We start from the raw sequence: 19,303 nt of genomic DNA on the forward strand, positions 1-19,303 counted from the left end.
CCGAGTAGACAAACGGAAATGACCCCGTCAGCGCCTCTCCAACTCCGCCACCCGTGCCTTGAGTGCGTCGATCTCGGCCTGCAGCTCGGCCTCGCGGCCGTCGAACTTGGCCTGGTACGCCTCGCCGAGTTCGCGCAGGTACTCGCGGTCGAAGCGCGGAATGATGGAGCGCGAGCAGTTCCAGTCGAAGGCCTCGACCGCGATCTCGATCTCGCGCTGCGGCCCGTCCTCGATGACAGTCCCGCGGCCGAAGACCTTGAGGCGCGTGCGTCGCGGGTAGTCGACGAAGAACATCGCCAGCCGGTCGTCGGCGGCCAGATTGCCCAGGGTGACGAACTGGTTGTTGCCCGGCAGATCGATGAACCGCAGCCGGTCGGTCTCGGGTAGGTATCGGACGAATCCGGCTGGGCCGCTGCGGTATTGGAGGTAGGGCCAACCGTTGGGCGTGACCGTGGCCAGGCAGAACTGATCGGCGCGTCGGATCATCAGCAGCTCGCGGTCGTCGAGGCGCTGCGGGCCGTCGTCGGCCCGTTCGGTGTGCCGACCGTAGGCCAGGTAGCTGCCGTTGCGCTGCTGACGATTCAGTGCGTCAGGGCCGAATGCCAGGTGGTGATAGTGGTTGTTCGGCTCGTTCGACACGTCGATCACGCTACGCCCGGCCTCGGGCTACGGCGCGGCGGTCACCACGACCTGAACGACGCCGGTGTCGGTGTCTGATGCGATCACCAATGTCGGTGCGTTCGCGGCCGAGACCACGTGGCCGCCGGTGACGGTCACCGTGTACCCGTTCGGGTAGGCGACGGCGGGCACCGACACGCTGCTCAACGAACCGGCCGCGAAGTTGCCCGAACCGTCGGCCTTGGCCGTCGAGTAGTTGAAGGTGAAGGCGCCGTCGGTATTTGAGAGTTTGAGTGGTGTGCCCGATACCGCCTGTGGGTACGGCCCGGCCAGCACCTGAAGGTTCCCGGTGTTGACGTTGTCGCCAGTGGGCGGCAGGGCCGGGTCGTAGACGACGGACTCGCCGTCGGTGCTGCCGCTGGTGGTGATGTCACCGACACCGGAGTAGGCCCATACGGACCAGCTCATCAGGTACCGGTCTGCGGCGTTCATCTCGGCTCTCAGATCCGAGGGCAGGTGGGAGGCGCCGAACTCGTCCATGAACACCGGGATGTTGTTGGCCTTGCCGTAGGCGTGTGCCGTGCTGGCCTGCTGCATGGCCAGCCAGCCACAGATGCTGCTGGTGGCCGAGCCGGCGCAGTAATCATGAAACGCCAGAACGACATTCGCATCGTCGATGGTGCCCAGCTGGATGGGCAGGCCGAGGATCGCGGGAACTTCGGACACGGCGGGGTTGGCCGGTTCGACGAACAGCGCGGTGTTCGGATCGACGGCCCGGATGGCAGCCGCCACCTGGTTGTACATCGGCGTCAGCTGTTGCGTCGCGTAGAACGGGCTGCCCAGCAGCGTCGGCAACCACGAGGTGCCCGGGAAGGGTTCGTTCATGATGTCGTAGCCGATGACGCTGTTGTTGCCAGCGACCGCGGCGGCGACCGTCTCCCAGGCCTTGGCGTAGTTGTCCTCGAGCCCGATTCCGTTGGCGGCCTCGGCGTTGTTCCAGAAGCCATCCCACGCCGCGGTTTCGGCGGGGTTCAGGTAGTAGCTGCCGGGGAAGCCGAAGCTGCGGTTGGGCAGCCCGCCGGTCTTGGTGGCCCACTCGGGCGCGCCCTCGCCGCCGAGCGATGCGCTGTACAGGTCCTGGTGCATGTCGATGATGGTGTAGATGCCGTGCGCCGCAAGCATGTCGACGGTCTGCCGGATCGAGTCGACATAGGCGGCGTCGCACACACCGGGCTGCGGCTCGACGCCGGCCCAGATCACCCCGAGCCGCACCACATTGAAACCGTTGGCCGCCAGGAATGCGGCGTCGTCCTCGCTGAATCCGCTCGCCGACGGTTCATACGGCGCCAGCTTGTACACCTCGTTGAAGCCATGCAGCAGGACGACCTGTCCTTCGCTGTTGGTGAGCCAGACGCCGGTCGGCGTGACGGACAGCATGGAGGTGTTCGCGCCGGTCTGGATGAGAGTGGCGCCGGTGCCGGACTTACCGACCGCGCCGTGATTGCCCAGCAGACCCGCGTTGCCGCCCGCGCCAGCGAGCGCGGGCAGTCCGGTGGAGCCGCCGCCCACTCCGCTGTTGCCGGCATCCCCGCCGGCGCCGCCGATGCCCATGATGAAAGCGCCGGAACCACCGTTCCCGCCGCGGCCGCCGTCGGCCCCGTCGCCGCCGCGGCCCCCACCGCCGCCGGCGCCGAACAGCAGACCGCGCCCGTTTCCGCACTTGCCGCCCGGCCCTCCGGTGCCGCCGGCCTGGGCACCGCCCGCACCGCCATGGCCGCCGATACCCATCAGCATGCCGCCGGGGCCACCGGCGCCGCCCGATGCTCCGGCGCCCCCGGAACCGCCGCGCCCGCCATTGCCGACCATGCCCGCCGCGCCGCCGTTGCCGCCGCGGACCAAGGCCTCGGTGCTGTCCCAGCCGGCGCCGCCGTCGCCGAACAGCCACCCGCCCGCGGTGCCATTGGGTGCGGTCGCGGTGCCGATGCGGCCGTTGCCGATCACGTAGGTGCCGGCCAGCCTGTTGATGACGCCGTCCACGCCCTGCCCGAGCGGACTGTTGATCCAGCCTTGGATGCCGGTGTGCAGCGGGTTGTAGATCACTGCCTGGAACCACCCGGCCGCATTGTTGGGTAGGGCGGCCGGCACGGCGCTCGGCGCCGCCTGTGTCGCCGCGGAGGGGAGCGTCGCGGCGACAGTCGTGGCACTGGCGCTGGTGGCTCGCGGGGTCACCGCAGGCGCTGCGGCCGCCGCACTGGCTGCTGACTTCGGCTTGGGGACAACGGGATTCGCCAGGATCTGGGGTCGCGATGACGTCGCGCCGGTGGTCGGTGCGGCTGTGCGGTGCGACCGTTCACCAGCCGAACTCGCCGCAGGTTTGGTGCGGGCGGGGGAGCGGGTGCCGCTCGAGCGGGGCGGTGCGGAACGCGCCGGCCGGCCGGTGGGCGGGGCTGAACTGTCGCTACCCGCGTGCGCCGCGGCACTGGCCGCCGAGGCGGCGGGACTGCCGGCAGCGTTGTGGCCGGGTTCATTGTCCGCCCATGCGACGGCGGTCCCGGTGGTGAGTGCTGCCCCGATGATGGCCGCCGCGAGTCCGCCGACGCCGTACCAGCCGGCGCTTACCGTCATTGCTTGTGTATACGTGACGGGCCCATGCGCTGCGGCCAAAATGGCGCGGCTGTCTGAATTCAGCATGACCGGCGACCAACCGGCGCAGACGATTCGGGCCCGCCAACCGGAGTTGACGGGCCTGAATCAGGTGTTCAGTTGGCGGGTGCCGGCGGTACCGGCGGAACCGGTGCCCCCGGCGGGGGCGGGACATCGGCGGGGTCCGGACGGAACTCCACCAGGCCCGGCGGGATGTTGGTCCCGGGAGGCGGTGCCGTGCCGGGTAGGGATTCGCCGAGCTGTTCGCGCGGCATCTGCCCGAGCAGTCCGCCCTTCAGACGACCGTCGCGGTACATGTCGATGTAGCGACCCAGCCACGTACGCCCGTTGACGTCGGCGTTCTCCTCACCGGGTTCGACATCGAACTGCTCGCACTTACCGGGAGCCGACGGCTTGATGCACTGCTGCGGGCCGTAGGCGTTGTTGAAGGCCCGGAGATTCGGTGTCGTGACGGGCGATGGCCCGCCGGGAGCCGAGGGCACGGCGTACTGGCCCAGGACGCTGCCGCGGTCGAGGCCGGTCAGGTCCGAGGGTGCACCGAGCGCGGCGCCCAGGGGATTCACCCCGTCGCTCTGGGCGAGGACGTTGAGCCCCTGGGGACCCAGGTTGGCGCCCGCGACCGGGACCGCGAGGTTGCCGCCGGGGCCTTCGGGTGCGACGGGCGCCGGTGGTGGCAGGGCGGGGCCAGGCGCGGGAATCGGCGTGGGCACGACCGGATCGGCGGATGCGATGTCAGTTTGCGTCATTGCCGCCGCCGCAGCGAAAACCGCTGCGGCGGTGACAATTCCGCGGGTAACCCGATGCATCAGACCGACTTGGTGATGCCGTAGTAGGCCACGATGTCGTCGGTGTCGGTGGTGGAGCTGGTCAGCACCGCGTACGACCGCAGGAAGGACTGGCCGACGCAACCGTCGATCTTGATGTGGGTGTCCTTGAGCGTCACGCGGACCGGAGCCGACTTGAAGGTCTTCTTGTCGACCGGCACCTGGGTCACGGTGCCCGGCTTGGCGTGGATTTCCAGGGTGCCCGACATCGGCATGCTGACACCGGTCGGGATCAGGCCGGCCAGGGTGGAGCCCGAGGTGCTCAGACCGATCTGGCCGATCAGACGCACCTGGCCGAGCTCGATGCCGCAACCGATCTGGTAGCCGGCCTCCAGCGTGCCGCCGTTCAGCTTGGTCTTGCCGTTGCCGGTGACCGTGCCGGTGAACGTGCCGCCCACCAGGTATTCGCGGGAGCTGACCGCGGTGGTCAGCGGGGCGACGGGCAGCTGGGTCTCGTTCTTGGCCACGACCTCGAGGACCCACCCGTCCGGGCTGGTGATGCGGGCCGGCTCGTCGGAGGCCACGACGCCGTTGTCCGGCGGCGGGCCGTCGAAGCCGGCGGGATCGACCGGGTCGGCCAGGGCGAGCGGCGTAACGGTCGCCGACAGCAGCACGCCCGCTGCGGCAGCCAATGTGGCAAGTCGGTTCAACATGGGGTTACGGCGCCTCTCGTGGGTTGGAATGCGAGAACGAGACTGTTTTCGATTCTCGGAGCATTCAATATTCGGATTTCGAATTGGTGAACGGCTGGCCAATTACTCGGAACTGGCTCTGTTTTGTGGATGGATCAAATTCTTTAATCAGTGACAATATTTTTCGTCTGACTGATTAAATTCACGGCCGGTGTCCGTGGCCGGTGCGGGCGGGCTCGGGGAGAGCTTGCTCGCCCGCACCGGGCATCAGGTCAGACGGACTTCGTCACACCCAGGTAGGTGATGACGTCGTCGGTGTTGTCGGTCGAGCTGGTCAAGGTGGCGTACGACCGGATGAAGGACTGACCGGCGCACTGATCGGTCTTGATCCGGACGCCCGTGATGGTCACGCGGGCGGTGGTGCCCTTGAACGACTTCTTGTCGATCGCGACCGTGGTCACCGTGCCGGGCTTCAGGTAGACCTTGCCCTGGAGGCTGATGCCGGTACCGAGGCTGGGGTCAGTGCCCGCGAACGGGATCTTGATACCCGGCGTGAAGCTGATACCGGGGTTGATCTCGGCCTCGTCGGAGATGATGCCGCAGCCGATCTGCTCGCCGGCTTCCAGCGTTCCACCAGCCAGTTTGGTCTTTCCGCCACCGGTGATCTTGCCGGTGAAGGTACCGGCGACCCAGTACTCACGCGAGGAGATCGCGGTGGTCAGGGGCGCGACGGGCAGCTGGGTCTCGTTGCTGCCGGTGACCTCGATGTGCCAGCCGTCCGGGGTGTCCAGAACGCCGGCGGGGCCCGACGGCACGGCGCCCTCGCCCGGAGGCGGCGGGGCCGGGTTGCCGGCCGGCTGCACAGCCGGATCGGCGGGAGGGTCAGCGAGTGCCAGCGGCGCGGTGCCGACCGGGAGCACCACGCAAAGGGCTGCCAACATGGCATAACGGTTCGACATGGTGATGAGCGCGCCTCTCGTATCGGGTAATCAGCAGTGCTGCGGATCGCTGTGCGTTGCTGAATTTGTGTCGCTGCGGAGCATCTACTGTGAACCGCCCCAGGTTTGATGCCGCTGCTGTTTGAGTCCGGAAGGATGAGCAGCATGCCGAAGAAAATCGATCCTGCCTTGCGTGAGCGGGCGGTGCGGCTGGTGACCGAGCATCAGCAGGAGTACTCGTCGTTGACCGCCGCTTCGGAAGCGGTGGCCCGTCAGCTTGGGGTGGGTAAGGAATCGGTGCGGCGCTGGGTGGTGCAGGCCCAGATCGATGATGGTCAACGACCCGGTGTCACCACGGAGGAGAACGAGGAAATCAAGCGGCTGAGGGCTGAAAACCGAAGGCTACGTGAGGATGTCGCGATTCTGAAAGCGGCGACAACTTTCTTCGCGGGGGAGCTGTGCGCCACGAGGCGCTGGGTATATCGAGAGGCGGTGAGAGACCGTCTCCTTCGGGTCGTCGCAGCGGCCTGAGGAAGCATCGGGGCAGCCGATCGCCGGGAACGACGGTGATCGGTGGCAAGCGGTCCCGAGAAGGCAAGCCGTGCCGGCACTGCCAGACGGTGCGGGCTTGTCGAGCAAGGTCAGAAGGTGCAGCGTAAGCGAACCAGTGTCAGACGCTCCGTAACCGCGAAGCCGGCTCCAATCTGGTGGATATGGGCCGGTGTGCAGTGCACGAACCCGAGCGGGTGGGGTTTGACTCCGAAGCCGTTTAGTTCCAGCGGTGGGGAGGCCACGGTGAAGGCCTGCGGCGTAGCCGTGGCGATGCTGCCGGAGTAGAGCTGGGCGCCTCCCTGACCAATCGATGACCTGGTGAACGTGGGAACCACCCTGCGGGACCGCTCATTTCGTTTCCGGCAGCCAGTCGGGGCGGGTGTGACGACTCGGGTTCGGAGTCAAGGAACCGCATTTCAGGGTGGGGCGGAGGCCTCGTAGTAGTCGCGGGCGGTGACGTGCCCGTCGTGGAGACCGAGAAAGGCGGTCACAGGGCGAAGGGGGCCAGCAAGACATGCAGTGCGGAAACTGGAAGGTCAGGAGAGGAAGTTATGTCGCCGGTGAATACCGACGAGCTGGAGTTGGCGCTGATGCTGGCGCGGCAACGGGTACTGAAGATCCAGACCAAGCTGCACCGTTGGGCACGCGATGATCTTGATCGCCGGTTCGACGATCTGTTCAACCTCGTCGCCGATCCCGCGTTCGTGTTGGTGGCGTGGGATCGGGTCAGCGGGAATAAGGGTGCCGCCACGGCCGGGGTGGATCGGCGCACCGCGTCGTCCATCACTGCCGGGCAGGGCATCGAGGTGTTCCTCGATGAACTGCGGTCGCAGTTGAAGGACCGCAGTTTCCGCCCGTTGCCGGTGCGCGAGCGGATGATCCCCAAGACCGGTGGTGCGTTGCGCCGCTTGGGGATTCCCACCGTGGCCGATCGGGTGGTCCAGGCATCGTTGAAGTTGGTGTTGGAGCCGATCTTTGAGGCGGATTTCCTGCCGTGTTCCTACGGTTTCCGTCCGAAGCGCCGCGCTCATGATGCGGTGGCCGAAGTGCGTTATCTCGCAACACGTCCCCGGTGTTATGACTGGGTTGTTGAGGGAGACATCAAGGCCTGTTTCGATGAGATCGACCACACCGCTCTGATGGGGCGGGTGCGTCGACGCGTCGGTGACAACCGTGTCTTGGGGTTGGTGAAGGCGTTCCTCAAGGCGGGCATCCTCACCGAGGACGGCCTGCTGGCGGACAGCACCGCCGGAACTCCGCAGGGTGGGATTCTTTCGCCGCTGTTGGCCAATGTGGCGTTGTCGGTGCTCGATGAACACATTGCCGGGTTGCCGGGTGGTCCGGCTACCGGCTCGGTTGAGCGCGCTCGACGACTTCGTCACGGGCAGCCGAACTTTCGGCTGGTCCGCTATGCCGACGACTGGTGTCTGATGGTGCGGGGCACCAGAGCCCACGCCGAAGCACTACAGGAGGACATCGCCGCCGTGTTGGCGACGATGGGGTTGCGTCTGGCACCGGACAAGACCCTGATCACCCATATCGACGAGGGGCTGGACTTCCTCGGGTGGCGCATCCAGCGTCGCCGCAAGCGGGGCACCAGCTGCAGCTACGTCTATGTTCATCCGTCCACGAAGGCCGTGTTGGCGGTCAAACGGAAGATCAAGACGCTGCGCCGAACAGTTGAACTCAACCAGCCGCTCGATGACCTGCTGCGCCGCATCAACGCGACGCTGCAGGGATGGGCGGGCTATTTCCGGGCCGGGGTGTCCTCGGCGACCTTCTCCTACCTCAGTCACTACACGTGGCAGACGGTGTGGCGCTGGCTCCGACGAAAACACCGCAAGTCGACCTGGAAAGACCTGCGCCGCCAATATTGCGGCGGCGGCTGGTGGCCAGCCACCGAGGACCGTGTGCTGATCGATCTGGAGAAGATCGGCACGACCCGCTACCGCTACCGCGGTGCGGTCATTCCCTCGCCCTGGCCGACCGACGAGGAGGACACCACAGCAGCCTGACCGGGTCTTGTGGAGAGCCCGGTGCATTGAAAGGTGCACGCCGGGTTCGGGAAGCGGCCCGGGAAAACGGAACAGCCCCAACGGTTGTCACCGCGTCCCGGGCCGACTTTCACCGACCCCCGCAACCGGTGATCTTCGCGTTCATCGACGATCAACGCGCCGCTGGGCACGCGGTCGAGTCGATCTGCCGAGTCTTGTGTGAGCAGGGCTGTCAGATCGCCGCGCGCACCTACCGGTCCTGGAAACAACCAGGCCGGACGGTAGCGGCCCGCACCATCACCGACGCCCAGGTCATCGACGCTGTGCGTGGCCTGGCGTGGACCACCAACGCCGCCGGCAAGCGCGTTCTGGCCCCCGAGGGGCTCTACGGGCGGCGCAAGATGACGGCCCTGATCCGCCGTGCCGCGCTGCCAGAGGCCTCGGCGGGCTCGGTGCACCGGGCGATGTGCACGTTGGGTCTGCAGGGCATACGGCGGTCAAAGAAGGTGCGCACCACGATCCCGGACACCGACGGGCGCCGCGCCCCGGATCTGCTCAACCGCAACTTCCATGCGAGCGTCCCGAACCGGGTATGGGTCACCGACTTCACTTACGTGCGGTCCTGGGCGGGCTTTGTCTACGTGGCCTTCATCGTCGACGTGTTCGCTCAGCGGATCGTGGCCTGGCACGCGGCCACCACCAAGACCACCGATCTGGTGATGGTCCCGTTGCGGATGGCCGTGTGGCAGCGCCGTCACGAAGGTCATCCCACCGCAGCCGGCGAGCTCATCCACCACAGCGACGCCGGAAGCCAATACACGTCGGTCCGTTTCACCGAACACCTTGAACTGGAAGGGATTTCACCTTCCATTGGCAGCGTCGGGGATGCCTACGACAACGCTCTGATGGAAACGATCAACGGCTTGTACAAGACCGAATGCATCCGAACCACAGTGTTCCACCCGGGGCCGTTTAGGACCATCGCCGACGTCGAGTACGCGACAGCAGCCTGGGTCGAGTGGTACAACAACCGAAGGCTGCACTCCAGTCTCGGCATGGTCAGCCCAACCGAGTACGAGCACGCCCACTACAGCGCCCTCGACCGAGAGCGTCAACCCGTATAGCAGCGGCGGAAAACCTGGGGCGGTTCAACTGGCTGGGTTGCCAGACGGTTAACGGGCTCTTCATGATTGACGGTGTAGTTGGGGTCTGAATCCGCCGGTTTCGAGTAGGGATCGGGCGATGTAGTGGGTGAGGTTGCGAAAGCCCAGGGCGGAGCCACGGAGGTGTTCGAGACGGCCGTTGATCGCTTCGGTCGGTCCGTTGCTGGTGCCGGGCCGGTCGAAATAGGCCAGCACATCGACAGCCCGCTTGGTCAGTGTGCGTCCGAGGGTGATCAGCTCGGTCAGCGGTTTGGGAACGCCGGCGCTCAGCGTGTCGATCAGCGCCGCCATCATGGCTCGGCCTTTCGTGCGGTCGGGTTCGCGGTAGGCGGCCACGGCGCGTTGGTACATGTGCCAGGTCGCTTCGACCTCCACATGAATGTCGCCGGTGAACAAGGCTGCCAGCCGGGCTTTCTGGCGGTCGGTGAGCAGATCGACGCCGGTGTGCAGGGTGCGTCGGCAGGCATAGAGCGGGTCGGTCTTGCGGCCGCGGTGCCCACACGTGGCCACCTGGATACGGCGGCGGCAGTCGTCGAGAGCGTTGCCGGACAACCTCACCACGTGGAAGGGATCCATCACCGTGGCTGCCTCAGGAAGTTCTTCGGTGGTGGCGGTCTTGAACCCGGAGAAGCCGTCCATGGCAACAACTTCGACACCGTCGCGCCAGGGCTGGGGTCGCTCGGACAGCCAGTCGGCGAACGCCTTCTTGGAGCGGCCTTCGACCATGTCGAGCAGCCGGGCAGGGCCGGTCTGGTCGTGGACCGGGGTGAGGTCGATGATCACGGTGACGTACTTGTCGCCGCGACGGGTGTGCCGCCACACGTGCTCATCGACGCCGATCACCCGCACGCCGTTGAAGCGGGCCGGATCGGCGATCAGCACTCGCTGCCCTTCGGCCAGGACGGCGTTGTTGGCGGTGTTCCACGACACCGCCAGCGCTTCGGCGACGCGAGCCACGGTCAGGTGTTGGCAGACAATCGCTTTCAAGGCCCACTGCAACGCACGCCGGGACAGCTTGGCGCGTGGTTCGGCGGCGTTGCCGAGGTCTTGGCGCCACACATGGGCACAGCCGGCGCAGCGGTAGCGGCGGAGGGTGACCAGCAAGGTGGTGGGCCGCCACCCGAATGGTTCGTGGGCAAGCTCGCGTGTCACGCTGTCGCGGCTGACGCCTCGCTCGCCGCAGCGGCGGCACCACGAGTCGTCGTCGCTGACCCGGCATGCCAATACCGCACGATCGGGGTGCAGTTGCTGGCCGGTCACCTCCAACCCGAGGTCGTCGAGGCGGCAGAAAGTAGTCAGGTCAGCGCGGGCGAAGCCCGCCCGACCGGTAGCGTCAGGCACGTCGAGGTCTTTCGGATGAGGCGTGTAGGAACCTTCATCTTCGAGAGACCTCGACCCCTATCCCGGCAACGACGCGCCGATGACCTCTACACCCTCAACTGCGAAGAGCCGGTTAACGGACTGCAAAAACTTGCCCTTGCGTTATCAACCAGTGGGCAACACCGGAATATGCGTGTATTGCTGGAGTCATTTGTCGTGGTAGCCGGCTATTGAATGCCCAGTTCGGCGAGTGTGATCTGGGTCATTGGTCCAGTAGTGAAATACAACCGACGGAGATTGGAAATCGCCGGTTTGTCTTGTGTTAACCAACTGGCCATGTACACGCCTGACCGTGAGAGGGTCGAACGCCGAGCGTCCGTCATTGCCGGGTGACTCATGTCCGGTGGACGCGGCAATCGCACCGAATGACTTGGAGGAAAACGGTGAAGTCTTCACGCACCTGGGTACGTCTGGTTGTCGCATCTGCTGCCGTCTTCGGCGCAGGGGCGATGTACCTGCCCACCGCTGCGGCCGACGATGAAGCCGGGCCGGTCGGCCCGATCGATGCCGGCGCCGGGGTGCAGTCGACGGGCGTGACGTCGTCGAACGCCGACCCGGCCGCGGTCGCCGCGTGCTCGCAGTTCGCGACCGCGCTCGACAGTGCGGCCTCGGGCTACGAGGGCTTCGCCGACAGCCTCGACGCCAACGACCCCTACGTCCACCAGAGCAATGTGGCCGGCCGGACCACTCTGCGGCAGTCCTCGGCGGTCGCGATGGATGCCGCGAACACCCCGGGCCTGAACCCGGCAATCGCCGACCCCATGCGGTCCTGGTCGTACGGCGCCGCCAAGCTGCTCGTGAAGATGGGCATCGGCATGACGGGCGGCAGCCTCGACGACACGGCAACCCAGGTCAACACCAACGCCGAGGCCGTCCAGCGCGAGTGCGCCGCGGCCGGTACCCACGCCTGAGCGCGCCGGTATATAAGGAATACGTGAAGCGACACGCCTTCGGCGTCGCCGTGCTGTGCCTGGCGCTGGCCGCCTGCGGTGGCAAGACCGGTACGCCGACACCCGCGACCCCGTCCGTCGTTGCCGAGTCCAGCATGGACAGCCTGCTGCTGACGCCGGACGAGATGAACAAGACGATGGGCACGACCGGGATGGTGGGCCGTCCGCCGAAAGACGGGATGGACGACCACCGCAACCTGCTGCCGAACCTGAACTGCCTCGGCGTCTGGCAGATCGACGAGTCCGTCATCTACTCCAAGGACGGCAAGGATCTCAAGAGCGGCCAGGACTGGAAGGCCGTGCGGCAGCAGACGTTGCAGGTCCCTGACAGTGACCAATGGGACTACCTGGCAGCGCAGTCGGTCGTCTACTACCCGACATCCGACGCGGCCCGAAACTTCTTCAACCTGTCGGCCGCGCGGTGGGCCAAGTGCACCAACCACCATGTCAACATCCGGCTCAACGACAAGCCGTTGCCGAAGTGGCTGTCGGGCGACCTGGAGCGCACCGACACCAAACTGGCGATGCCCATCACGCGTGGCACCGGGCCCGAAACCCGTTGGTGCCAACACGTTCTCCAGCGCGTCGAGAACCTGATCATCGATGTCGAAGCATGCACGCCCAAGGCGCCGGTGACGGCGGCCGCCGACATCGCCACGAAGATCCAGTCGAACATCCACTGACGGTCGTCCCGCTGGTTGCACCATCTGGTCACGGCGCGTGGTCCCGTGGTCTATGGTCGCGCCATGGCAGTCAGCGCGTCGCACGAAGTGACCATCGAGGCAACCCCTGAAGAGATCATGGATGTCATCGCAGATCTTGCGCAGACACCCGTGTGGTCGCCGCAGTACACCAAGGCCGAGGTCCTGGACACCTACGAGAACGGCCGGCCGAAGCAGGCCAAGATGACCATCAAGGCCGCCGGCATGGCCGACGACCAGATCCTCGAATACACCTGGACCGACCTGACGGGCAGCTGGGTGCTGATCAGGTCGTCGTCGCTGAAGAAGCAGGAAGCCAAGTACACGCTGACCCCGGCCGGCAACAAGACCAAGGTGAAGTTCGAGATCACCGTCGACCCGGTGGTGCCGATCCCCGGCTTCCTGCTCAAGCGCAGTGTCAGCGGTGGTGCCGAGACCGCCACCGAGGGGCTGAAAAAGTTCATGGCCAAGAACAAGAAGGGCTGACGCACACCGGGATTCAGCCGCGTCAACCCATGGGCTAACGTCGCGGGATGACGAATGCGGGGCCACTGGCCGGAGTCAAGGTGATCGAACTCGGCGGAATCGGCCCCGGGCCGCACACCGCCATGATGCTGGCGGACCTCGGCGCCGACGTGGTTCGGGTGCGTCGTCCCGGCGGGCTGACGATGCCCGCCGAGAACGTCGACCTGCTGCACCGCGGCAAGCGAATCGTCGACCTGGACGTCAAGTCCGACCCGGCAGCGCTGCTCGCGCTGGCCGCGAAAGCCGATGTGCTGCTTGACTGTTTCCGTCCCGGCACCTGCGAGCGCCTCGGCATCGGGCCGGCCGAGTGCGAGGCCGTCAACCCGCGGCTGATCTTCGCCCGGATCACCGGCTGGGGCCAGGACGGGCCGCTCGCCCAGACCGCGGGCCATGACATCAACTACCTGTCGCAGACCGGTGCGCTGTCGGCCATCGGCTACCGCGACCGGCCGCCGGTGGCGCCGCTGAACCTGGTCGCCGACTTCGGCGGCGGGTCGATGCTGACGCTCATCGGCATCGTCACCGCGCTGTACGAACGCGAACAGTCCGGCCGCGGCCAGGTGGTCGACGCGGCGATGGTCGACGGTGTCAGCATGCTCGCCCAGATGATGTGGACCATGAAGTCCACCGGCGTGATGAAGGACCAGCGCGAGTCGTTCCTCCTGGACGGCGGCGCCCCGTATTACCGCGTCTACGAGACCTCCGACGGCGGCTACATGGCGGTCGGCTCGATCGAACCGCAGTTCTTCGCTCAGCTACTTGTGGGCCTTGGCCTGGATCCTGCCGAGGTGCCCAACCAGTTCGACCTCGCGCGCTACGACGAGATGCGCGACATCTTTGCTGCCCGGTTCGCGAGCCGGACCCGTGCCGAGTGGACCGAGACGTTCGCCGGCACCGACGCCTGCGTCACTCCCGTGCTCACCTGGACCGAGGCCGCCGCGGGCGAACACCTCCGGGCCAGGTCGACGATCGTCACCGTCGACGGCGTCGACCAGGCGTCGCCCGCACCGCGCTTCTCACGGACCCCGTCGGGCCCCGTCGGCGCTCCGCCGCAGCAGACCACGCCGATCGAAGAAGTCGGTTGGTAGCGGGTTTTGAAAGTTAGCTGACGCATTCTCTACCCGAGGCCGGTAGAGAGGACTAAATTTGCCCTTATGGCAGTTATGGCGTCCCGAGAGCTGGTGATCGACGCCTCGCCCGAAGCCATCATGGATGCGCTGGCCGACATGGACGAGGCGTCGCAATGGCGCAGCTTGCACCGGGAATTACAGGTAGTGGATCGGTATCCCGACGGTCGTCCGCACCATGTCAAAGCGACCGTGAAGATCATGGGCATCACCGACAAGGAGCTCTTGGAGTACCACTGGGGTGATGACTGGATGGTGTGGGATGCGGCCGACACCTTCCAACAGCGTGGGCAACATGCCGAGTACAAACTGACTCGCGAGGGCGACCGGACCCGGGTGCGATTCGACATCATCGTGGACCTCGTCGCCCCCATTCCCGAGTTCCTGTTGCGCCGAGCCCGCAAACTGGTGCTCGATGCTGCGGTCGACCGGCTGCGGGCCCGGGTGACTCGTCTCTACGGCTAGTCCACACTCTGTCGATAGGGAGTTCGTATGACCGACCGCCCACCTTCTCCGCTGTTGGAGAAGCTGGTGGTGGTGCGGAACGGTGGGCCGCAGCAGACGGTGGTGACCGAGCTGCGCCGGGTGATCCTGCGCGGTGATGCGCCGCCCGGAACCCCGGTGCCGCTGACCGATGTCGCCGAACTGTTCGGCGTGAGCCATATTCCCGTCCGCGAGGCACTCAAGACGCTCATCAGCGAGGGCTTGGTGACGCACCGGCCCAACTCGGGATACACCGTCGCCCGGATGACGAAGCAGGAACTGCACGAGATGTATCTCGTGCGCGCGGCGCTGGAGGGCGCGGCGCTCACGATCGCCGCGGAGAAGGCCACCGACTATGAGCGGGCCGTCGCGATCGAGGCCAGTGACCGGATGGCGCAAGCGATCGACGACGGTGACGGCGCGGCGTTCCAGCGGGAGAGCCGCAACTTCCACATGTCTCTGGTGCGCCCGTCCGGCATGCATCGGCTGCTGCACATTCTCGAGATGTCCTGGAACATGATCGAACCCGTGCAGGCGATGATGCATGTGACGCCGGACGACCGGGCCAAGCTCAACGGCGATCACGAAGAGATGCTCGAGGCCTTCCTGGCCCGCGACACCGCGCGTCTCGACGCGGTGGCGCAGCGGCACAACGACAGCGTCGACGCCGCGATCGGGACCCTGCCCACCGACACCGGCCTGCTCCACGACGAGTAGCCAGCGATTTGTGCACGTTTTTCCGCGCCCGCCGCGGAAAAACGTGCACAAATCACAGGGTGCGGAGCCGGGTGATGGCCTCATCGAGGGTGTCGTCGCGCTTGCAGAAGGCGAAGCGCACCAGGTGATTCCAGCCCGCCGAGTCGGGGGAGCTCGGATCGAGGAAGGCGGACATCGGGATGGCCGCGACGCCGACCCGCTCGGGCAGCCCGGCGCAGAACGCGGTGCTGTCGTCATATCCCAGCGGGCGGGGATCGGCGCACAGGAAGTAGGTGCCGAAGCTGTCGTGCACGTCGAAGCCGATGTCGGTCAGGGCGCCGGCCAACCGATCCCGCTTGCCGCGGTAGGACTTTCGTAGCGCCGCGACCCAGGCGTCCTCGTGGTCCAGCGCGTGCGCGACGGCCGGCTGGAACGGCGCGCCACCGACGTACGTCAGGTACTGCTTGGCGGCGCGCACCCCGGCGATCAGGTCAGCCGGCCCACATGCCCAACCGATCTTCCAGCCGGTGCAGTTGAACATCTTGGCGGCGCTGGAGATGGTGACGGTGCGCTCGGCCATGCCGGGGTACCCGGCGAGCGGCCGGTGCTGATGACCGTCGAACGTCAGCTGCTCGTAGACCTCGTCGGTGATGACCAGCAGGTCATGCTCGATGGCGAGGGCGGCGATGGCCGTCAGCTCGTCGTGGCTCGCGACCATGCCGGTCGGGTTCTGCGGCGAGTTGAGGATCAGCGCACGGGTCTGCGGCGTGATGGCGGCACGGAGCCGGTCGATGTCGATGGCGAAGCCGTGGTTGTCGGGTGCCAATGGAACGACGACGCGCCGGCAGCCGGCCATGGCGATCACCGGGGAGTAGGAGTCGTAGAACGGCGCGATGATCAGGACGTCGGATCCTGGCTCGACCAGGCCGATCACGGCCGCGGCGATGGCCTCGGTGCCGCCGACGGTGACGAGCACCTCGGTGTCCGGGTCGTAGTCGATGCCGTAGTGCCGTGTGCGCTGGGCCGCGATGGCCTGGCGCAGCGCGGGGATGCCCGGGCCGGGCGGGTACTGGTTCACGCCGTCCGCGATGGCCTGCTGCGCCACCGCCAGCATCGGTGCCGGGCCGTCCTCGTCGGGAAAGCCCTGGCCGAGGTTGACGGCGCCGACCCGTGCGGCCAGCGCCGACATCTCGGCGAAGATGGTGGAGGCGTAGGGCCGCAGGCGGGCGACCATCCCCGGTGGCGTCACCCCTGGATTGTCGCAGAACTCCTGACGTGGTCGACGGCGCGCTCGTGCCGCTGCTGCCGGGCGACGACGGCGAAGTAGAACGCCAGCGCGAAAGCACAACTGGTGAACAGGCTGCTGACGAAGAACAGCCAGGGGTGCCGGATGCCGCGTCGCAGCCCGTCGGCGATGCTGAACAGCGGTAGCAGGATGACGTTGATGATGGTGTAGTCCTGGCCCGCCGACGACGCCGCGGGGTTGACGAACATCAGGCGGATGTAGTCCGACCAGCTGCCCGGCCCGGTGATCGGATTGCCGCCCGGCGGTTGGTAATCCATGACGAATTTGGTGTTGAAGTAGTAGCCCAGCGCTATCGAGGCGATGCCGATCACGTAGTACGCCGACTCGAGTGCCGAGAACGCGGGTCCGTCGGCCGGCTTGCGGAAGACCGCGGGATTGAGCTTGACGATGAACGCAATGGTGATCAGTCCGAGGAGCGCGTGGACGATGAGCGAGACCATGTCAGCGGAGTCTGCTCGCCGCAGAATGTTTTGTCAATCATGACAAAACATTCTGCGGTACCGTACTGGGATGCCCCGGCCGCCGCAGACCGTACGTAGTGAGCGCACGCGCGAGGCGCTGCAACAGGCGGCGTTGGTCCGTTTCCTGGCGCAGGGTGTCGAGGGCACCACGGCCGAGGAGATCGCCGCCGACGCAGGTGTTTCGCTGCGCACGTTCTACCGGCACTTCACGTCCAAGCACGAGCTGCTGTTCGCCGACTACGACGCGGGTCTGCACTGGTTCCGCACCGCGCTGGCCGGACGGCCCGCCGACGAACCGGTGCTGGCGGCGGTACAGGCCGCGATCTTCGCCTTTCCGTACGACTTTGGTGCGGTCACCAAGATCGCCGCGCTGCGCGAACAGGAACTCGACGCCGAGCGGATCGTCAGTCATATCCGGCAGGTCGAGGCCGACTTCGCCGATGCCATCGCCGAGTATCTCGAGCGGCGGGGCGGGCCAGACGACCGGTTGCGCGTCGCGGTGACGTCGCGGACCATCGCCGCCGCGGTGTTCGGCGCCATGGAGGTGTGGATGCTGGGCGCCGAGCGGTCGCTGGCCGATCTCGCGCGCATGTGCCACCAGGCGCTGGACCAGCTGGCGGCCGGACCCGTCTGATCCTCGTCGTATAAAGTTTTGTCACTATTGACAAAACTTTATACGGGTGCGACTCTGCGGAAATGGCGCAATTCGACGCGATCGTGGTGGGAGCAGGGCACAACGGGCTGGCTTCGGCGGTGATGCTGCAGAAGGCCGGCCTGCGCACGCTGTGTCTGGAGGCCAAGCTCTACTCCGGCGGCATGGCCTCCACCGTCGAGCTGTTCGACGGGTTCAAGTTCGAGATCGCCGGGTCCGAGCAGTTCCCGACGGCGCTCAAGGTGAGTCAGGAGTTGGGCCTCGACGAGGTGCCGAGTGTCGAGCAGGAAGTCATGTCGGTCAACATGCGGGGGATCGGCGACGAGCCGTTGCTCTTCTACTCGGACCCCATGAAGCTGCTCACCCACATGAACGAGGTGCATGGTGCCGAGGCCGTCAATGGCATGGCCGGGCTGATGGCCTGGAGCATGGCGCCGGCGCGGGCCCTCGGCCGGTTCGACGCGGGGCTGCCGCCCAAGACCTACGACGAGATGTATGCATGCGCCACAAACGAATTCGAGCGGTCGGCCATCACCGACATGCTCTTCGGCTCGGTGACCGACGTCCTCGACCGCTACCTGCCGGACAAGGACAAGCACGGCGCCATCCGCGGCATGCTGTCGGTGCTGGCGTGCAACTCCACCTACCGCGGCCCCGCCACCCCGGGCAGCGCCGCCGCGCTGGCCTTCGGCCTCGCCGTCCCGACCGACGGCGCGTCGTTGATGCGAAAGCTCAAGGACGGCATCGGCGCACTGGGCAAGCACCTCGAGGACACTTTCGTCGCTCATGGCGGTGAGGTCCGGTTGCGCAGTGCGGTCGCGGCCATCACGGTCGCCGACGGCCGGGTCACCGGCGTACGCCTGGACGACGGCACCGAAATCGCTGCACCCGTGGTGGTTTCGTCACTCGCACCGTCATTGACGGTCGACCGGCTCCTTGGCAGCGCCGTGCCCGACGACGTCCGGTCCCGCTACACCCGCGTCGACCACCGCGGCAGCTACCTGCAGATGCACTTCGCGCTCGACGGCAACCCGGAGTTCGCCGAACCCTACGAAATCCTGAACAACCCCGAATTACAGGGAACCATCGGTCTTTTCAGCACGCCCGAGGAATTGCAGCAGCAGTGGGAGGACAGCCGCCGGGGCATCGTGCCGGCCGATCCGTCCATCGCCTGGCAGATTCCGTCGGTGCTGGATCCCGAGCTGGCACCGCCCGGCAAGCACGCGTCGTCGGCGTTCGCGCTGTGGTTCCCGGTCGAAGGTGACGGCGACTACGGCTCGATGAAACGTGAGATGGGGCAACGGGTCATCGACAAGATCACCCGGGTGGCACCCAACTTCGAGAAGCTCATCCTGCGGCACACGACGTTCACGCCGCGGCACATGGACCGGATGTTCGGCGCTCCCGGCGGTGACTACTGCCACGGGCTGATCCACCCCGAACAGATGGGGCCCAACCGGCCCGGTCCGCGCGGGTATCTCGACCAGGAGCTGCCCGTCGAGGGCGTCTACCTGGGTGGCGCCGGCTGCCACGGCGGCCCGGCCGTCAACTTCATCCCGGGCTACAACGCCGCGCACGCGGTGCTGAACGCGTGATTCGCTAACCGGGCCGAAACGTCGCCGAAACGGGTTCGGCAA

General features: G+C 66.6%; 17 protein-coding genes and 2 pseudogenes. 11 read left to right on the top strand and 8 right to left on the bottom strand.

Annotated features, from left to right (window positions below):
- Positions 1–27: 27 nt before the first annotated feature.
- The 5 genes from ACJEIK_RS03070 to ACJEIK_RS03090 all read right to left on the bottom strand — a co-directional run bounded on the left by ACJEIK_RS03070 (position 28) and on the right by ACJEIK_RS03090 (position 5,697).
- Positions 28–639 carry a pyridoxamine 5'-phosphate oxidase family protein gene (locus ACJEIK_RS03070; RefSeq protein ID WP_061003913.1) on the bottom strand — a complete coding sequence of 204 codons (612 nt, stop codon included), beginning with the start codon at positions 637–639 and terminating at the stop codon, positions 28–30.
- Between the two features lie 27 nt (positions 640–666).
- On the bottom strand, positions 667–3,243 hold the full coding sequence (locus ACJEIK_RS03075; protein ID WP_409431032.1) for a cellulase family glycosylhydrolase: 2,577 nt from the start codon (positions 3,241–3,243) through the stop codon (positions 667–669).
- A 134-nt stretch (positions 3,244–3,377) separates the two neighbouring features.
- On the bottom strand, positions 3,378–4,028 hold the full coding sequence (locus tag ACJEIK_RS03080) for a hypothetical protein (protein WP_318987350.1): 651 nt from the start codon (positions 4,026–4,028) through the stop codon (positions 3,378–3,380).
- Between the two features lie 59 nt (positions 4,029–4,087).
- Entirely contained in the window at positions 4,088–4,759 is a 672-nt protein-coding gene (locus ACJEIK_RS03085) for an MspA family porin (protein WP_133426510.1), read from the bottom strand.
- Between the two features lie 251 nt (positions 4,760–5,010).
- On the bottom strand, positions 5,011–5,697 hold the full coding sequence (locus ACJEIK_RS03090; RefSeq protein ID WP_133426511.1) for an MspA family porin: 687 nt from the start codon (positions 5,695–5,697) through the stop codon (positions 5,011–5,013).
- A 144-nt stretch (positions 5,698–5,841) separates the two neighbouring features.
- Between ACJEIK_RS03090 and ACJEIK_RS03095 the strand changes: the two are divergent.
- From ACJEIK_RS03095 to ACJEIK_RS03105, 3 genes and pseudogenes are all read left to right on the top strand, one after another.
- A pseudogene (locus tag ACJEIK_RS03095) lies at positions 5,842–6,129 on the top strand (transposase); the annotation flags it as partial.
- Between the two features lie 659 nt (positions 6,130–6,788).
- Complete coding sequence (gene ltrA / locus ACJEIK_RS03100) at positions 6,789–8,243, top strand: group II intron reverse transcriptase/maturase (RefSeq protein ID WP_061002868.1); 1,455 nt, start codon at positions 6,789–6,791, stop codon at positions 8,241–8,243.
- A pseudogene (locus ACJEIK_RS03105) lies at positions 8,210–9,346 on the top strand (IS3 family transposase); the annotation flags it as partial. The gene ltrA and the pseudogene ACJEIK_RS03105, both read left to right, overlap by 34 nt.
- Positions 9,347–9,406: 60 nt before the next feature.
- On the opposite strand, the gene ACJEIK_RS03110 reads toward ACJEIK_RS03105, so the two are convergent.
- The gene (locus ACJEIK_RS03110; RefSeq protein ID WP_073698465.1) at positions 9,407–10,726 is read right to left on the bottom strand and encodes an ISL3 family transposase; all 1,320 of its coding nucleotides are present in this window, start codon (positions 10,724–10,726) and stop codon (positions 9,407–9,409) included.
- 422 nt (positions 10,727–11,148) lie between these two features.
- Between ACJEIK_RS03110 and ACJEIK_RS03115 the strand changes: the two genes are divergently transcribed.
- The 6 genes from ACJEIK_RS03115 to ACJEIK_RS03140 all read left to right on the top strand — a co-directional run bounded on the left by ACJEIK_RS03115 (position 11,149) and on the right by ACJEIK_RS03140 (position 15,268).
- Positions 11,149–11,676 (top strand): hypothetical protein, encoded by a 528-nt coding sequence (locus ACJEIK_RS03115; RefSeq protein ID WP_244872674.1) that lies wholly within the window; start codon positions 11,149–11,151, stop codon positions 11,674–11,676.
- Positions 11,677–11,699: 23 nt separating this feature from the next.
- Positions 11,700–12,398, top strand: coding sequence for a sensor domain-containing protein (locus tag ACJEIK_RS03120; protein ID WP_244872673.1), 699 nt, complete (start codon positions 11,700–11,702; stop codon positions 12,396–12,398).
- 63 nt (positions 12,399–12,461) lie between these two features.
- Positions 12,462–12,902, top strand: coding sequence for an SRPBCC family protein (locus ACJEIK_RS03125; protein ID WP_133426512.1), 441 nt, complete (start codon positions 12,462–12,464; stop codon positions 12,900–12,902).
- 47 nt (positions 12,903–12,949) lie between these two features.
- On the top strand, positions 12,950–14,029 hold the full coding sequence (locus ACJEIK_RS03130; protein ID WP_318986794.1) for a CaiB/BaiF CoA-transferase family protein: 1,080 nt from the start codon (positions 12,950–12,952) through the stop codon (positions 14,027–14,029).
- A gap of 66 nt (positions 14,030–14,095) precedes the next feature.
- Entirely contained in the window at positions 14,096–14,533 is a 438-nt protein-coding gene (locus ACJEIK_RS03135) for an SRPBCC family protein (protein ID WP_318986793.1), read from the top strand.
- Between the two features lie 27 nt (positions 14,534–14,560).
- A complete protein-coding gene (locus ACJEIK_RS03140) occupies positions 14,561–15,268 on the top strand; it encodes a GntR family transcriptional regulator (protein ID WP_409431033.1) in 708 nt (235 codons plus the stop codon).
- Positions 15,269–15,320: 52 nt separating this feature from the next.
- Here ACJEIK_RS03140 and ACJEIK_RS03145 read toward each other — a convergent pair whose 3' ends face one another.
- Both ACJEIK_RS03145 and ACJEIK_RS03150 read right to left on the bottom strand, forming a co-directional pair.
- Positions 15,321–16,481: a pyridoxal phosphate-dependent aminotransferase gene (locus tag ACJEIK_RS03145; protein WP_071286757.1), complete on the bottom strand. Its 1,161-nt coding sequence runs from the start codon at positions 16,479–16,481 to the stop codon at positions 15,321–15,323.
- Between the two features lie 11 nt (positions 16,482–16,492).
- Positions 16,493–16,993, bottom strand: a complete 501-nt coding sequence (locus ACJEIK_RS03150) for a DUF2834 domain-containing protein (RefSeq protein WP_071286737.1) — start codon at positions 16,991–16,993, stop codon at positions 16,493–16,495.
- Positions 16,994–17,063: 70 nt separating this feature from the next.
- Here ACJEIK_RS03150 and ACJEIK_RS03155 point away from each other — a divergent pair, with 70 nt between their 5' ends.
- Both ACJEIK_RS03155 and ACJEIK_RS03160 read left to right on the top strand, forming a co-directional pair.
- Positions 17,064–17,648, top strand: a complete 585-nt coding sequence (locus ACJEIK_RS03155; protein ID WP_071286736.1) for a TetR/AcrR family transcriptional regulator — start codon at positions 17,064–17,066, stop codon at positions 17,646–17,648.
- Between the two features lie 62 nt (positions 17,649–17,710).
- Complete coding sequence (locus ACJEIK_RS03160; RefSeq protein WP_409431034.1) at positions 17,711–19,261, top strand: phytoene desaturase family protein; 1,551 nt, start codon at positions 17,711–17,713, stop codon at positions 19,259–19,261.
- The last annotated feature ends 42 nt before the right edge of the window (positions 19,262–19,303 follow it).

Source organism: Mycobacterium sp. SMC-16, from assembly GCF_046250085.1.
GTDB classification, from domain to species: domain Bacteria; phylum Actinomycetota; class Actinomycetes; order Mycobacteriales; family Mycobacteriaceae; genus Mycobacterium; species Mycobacterium phocaicum.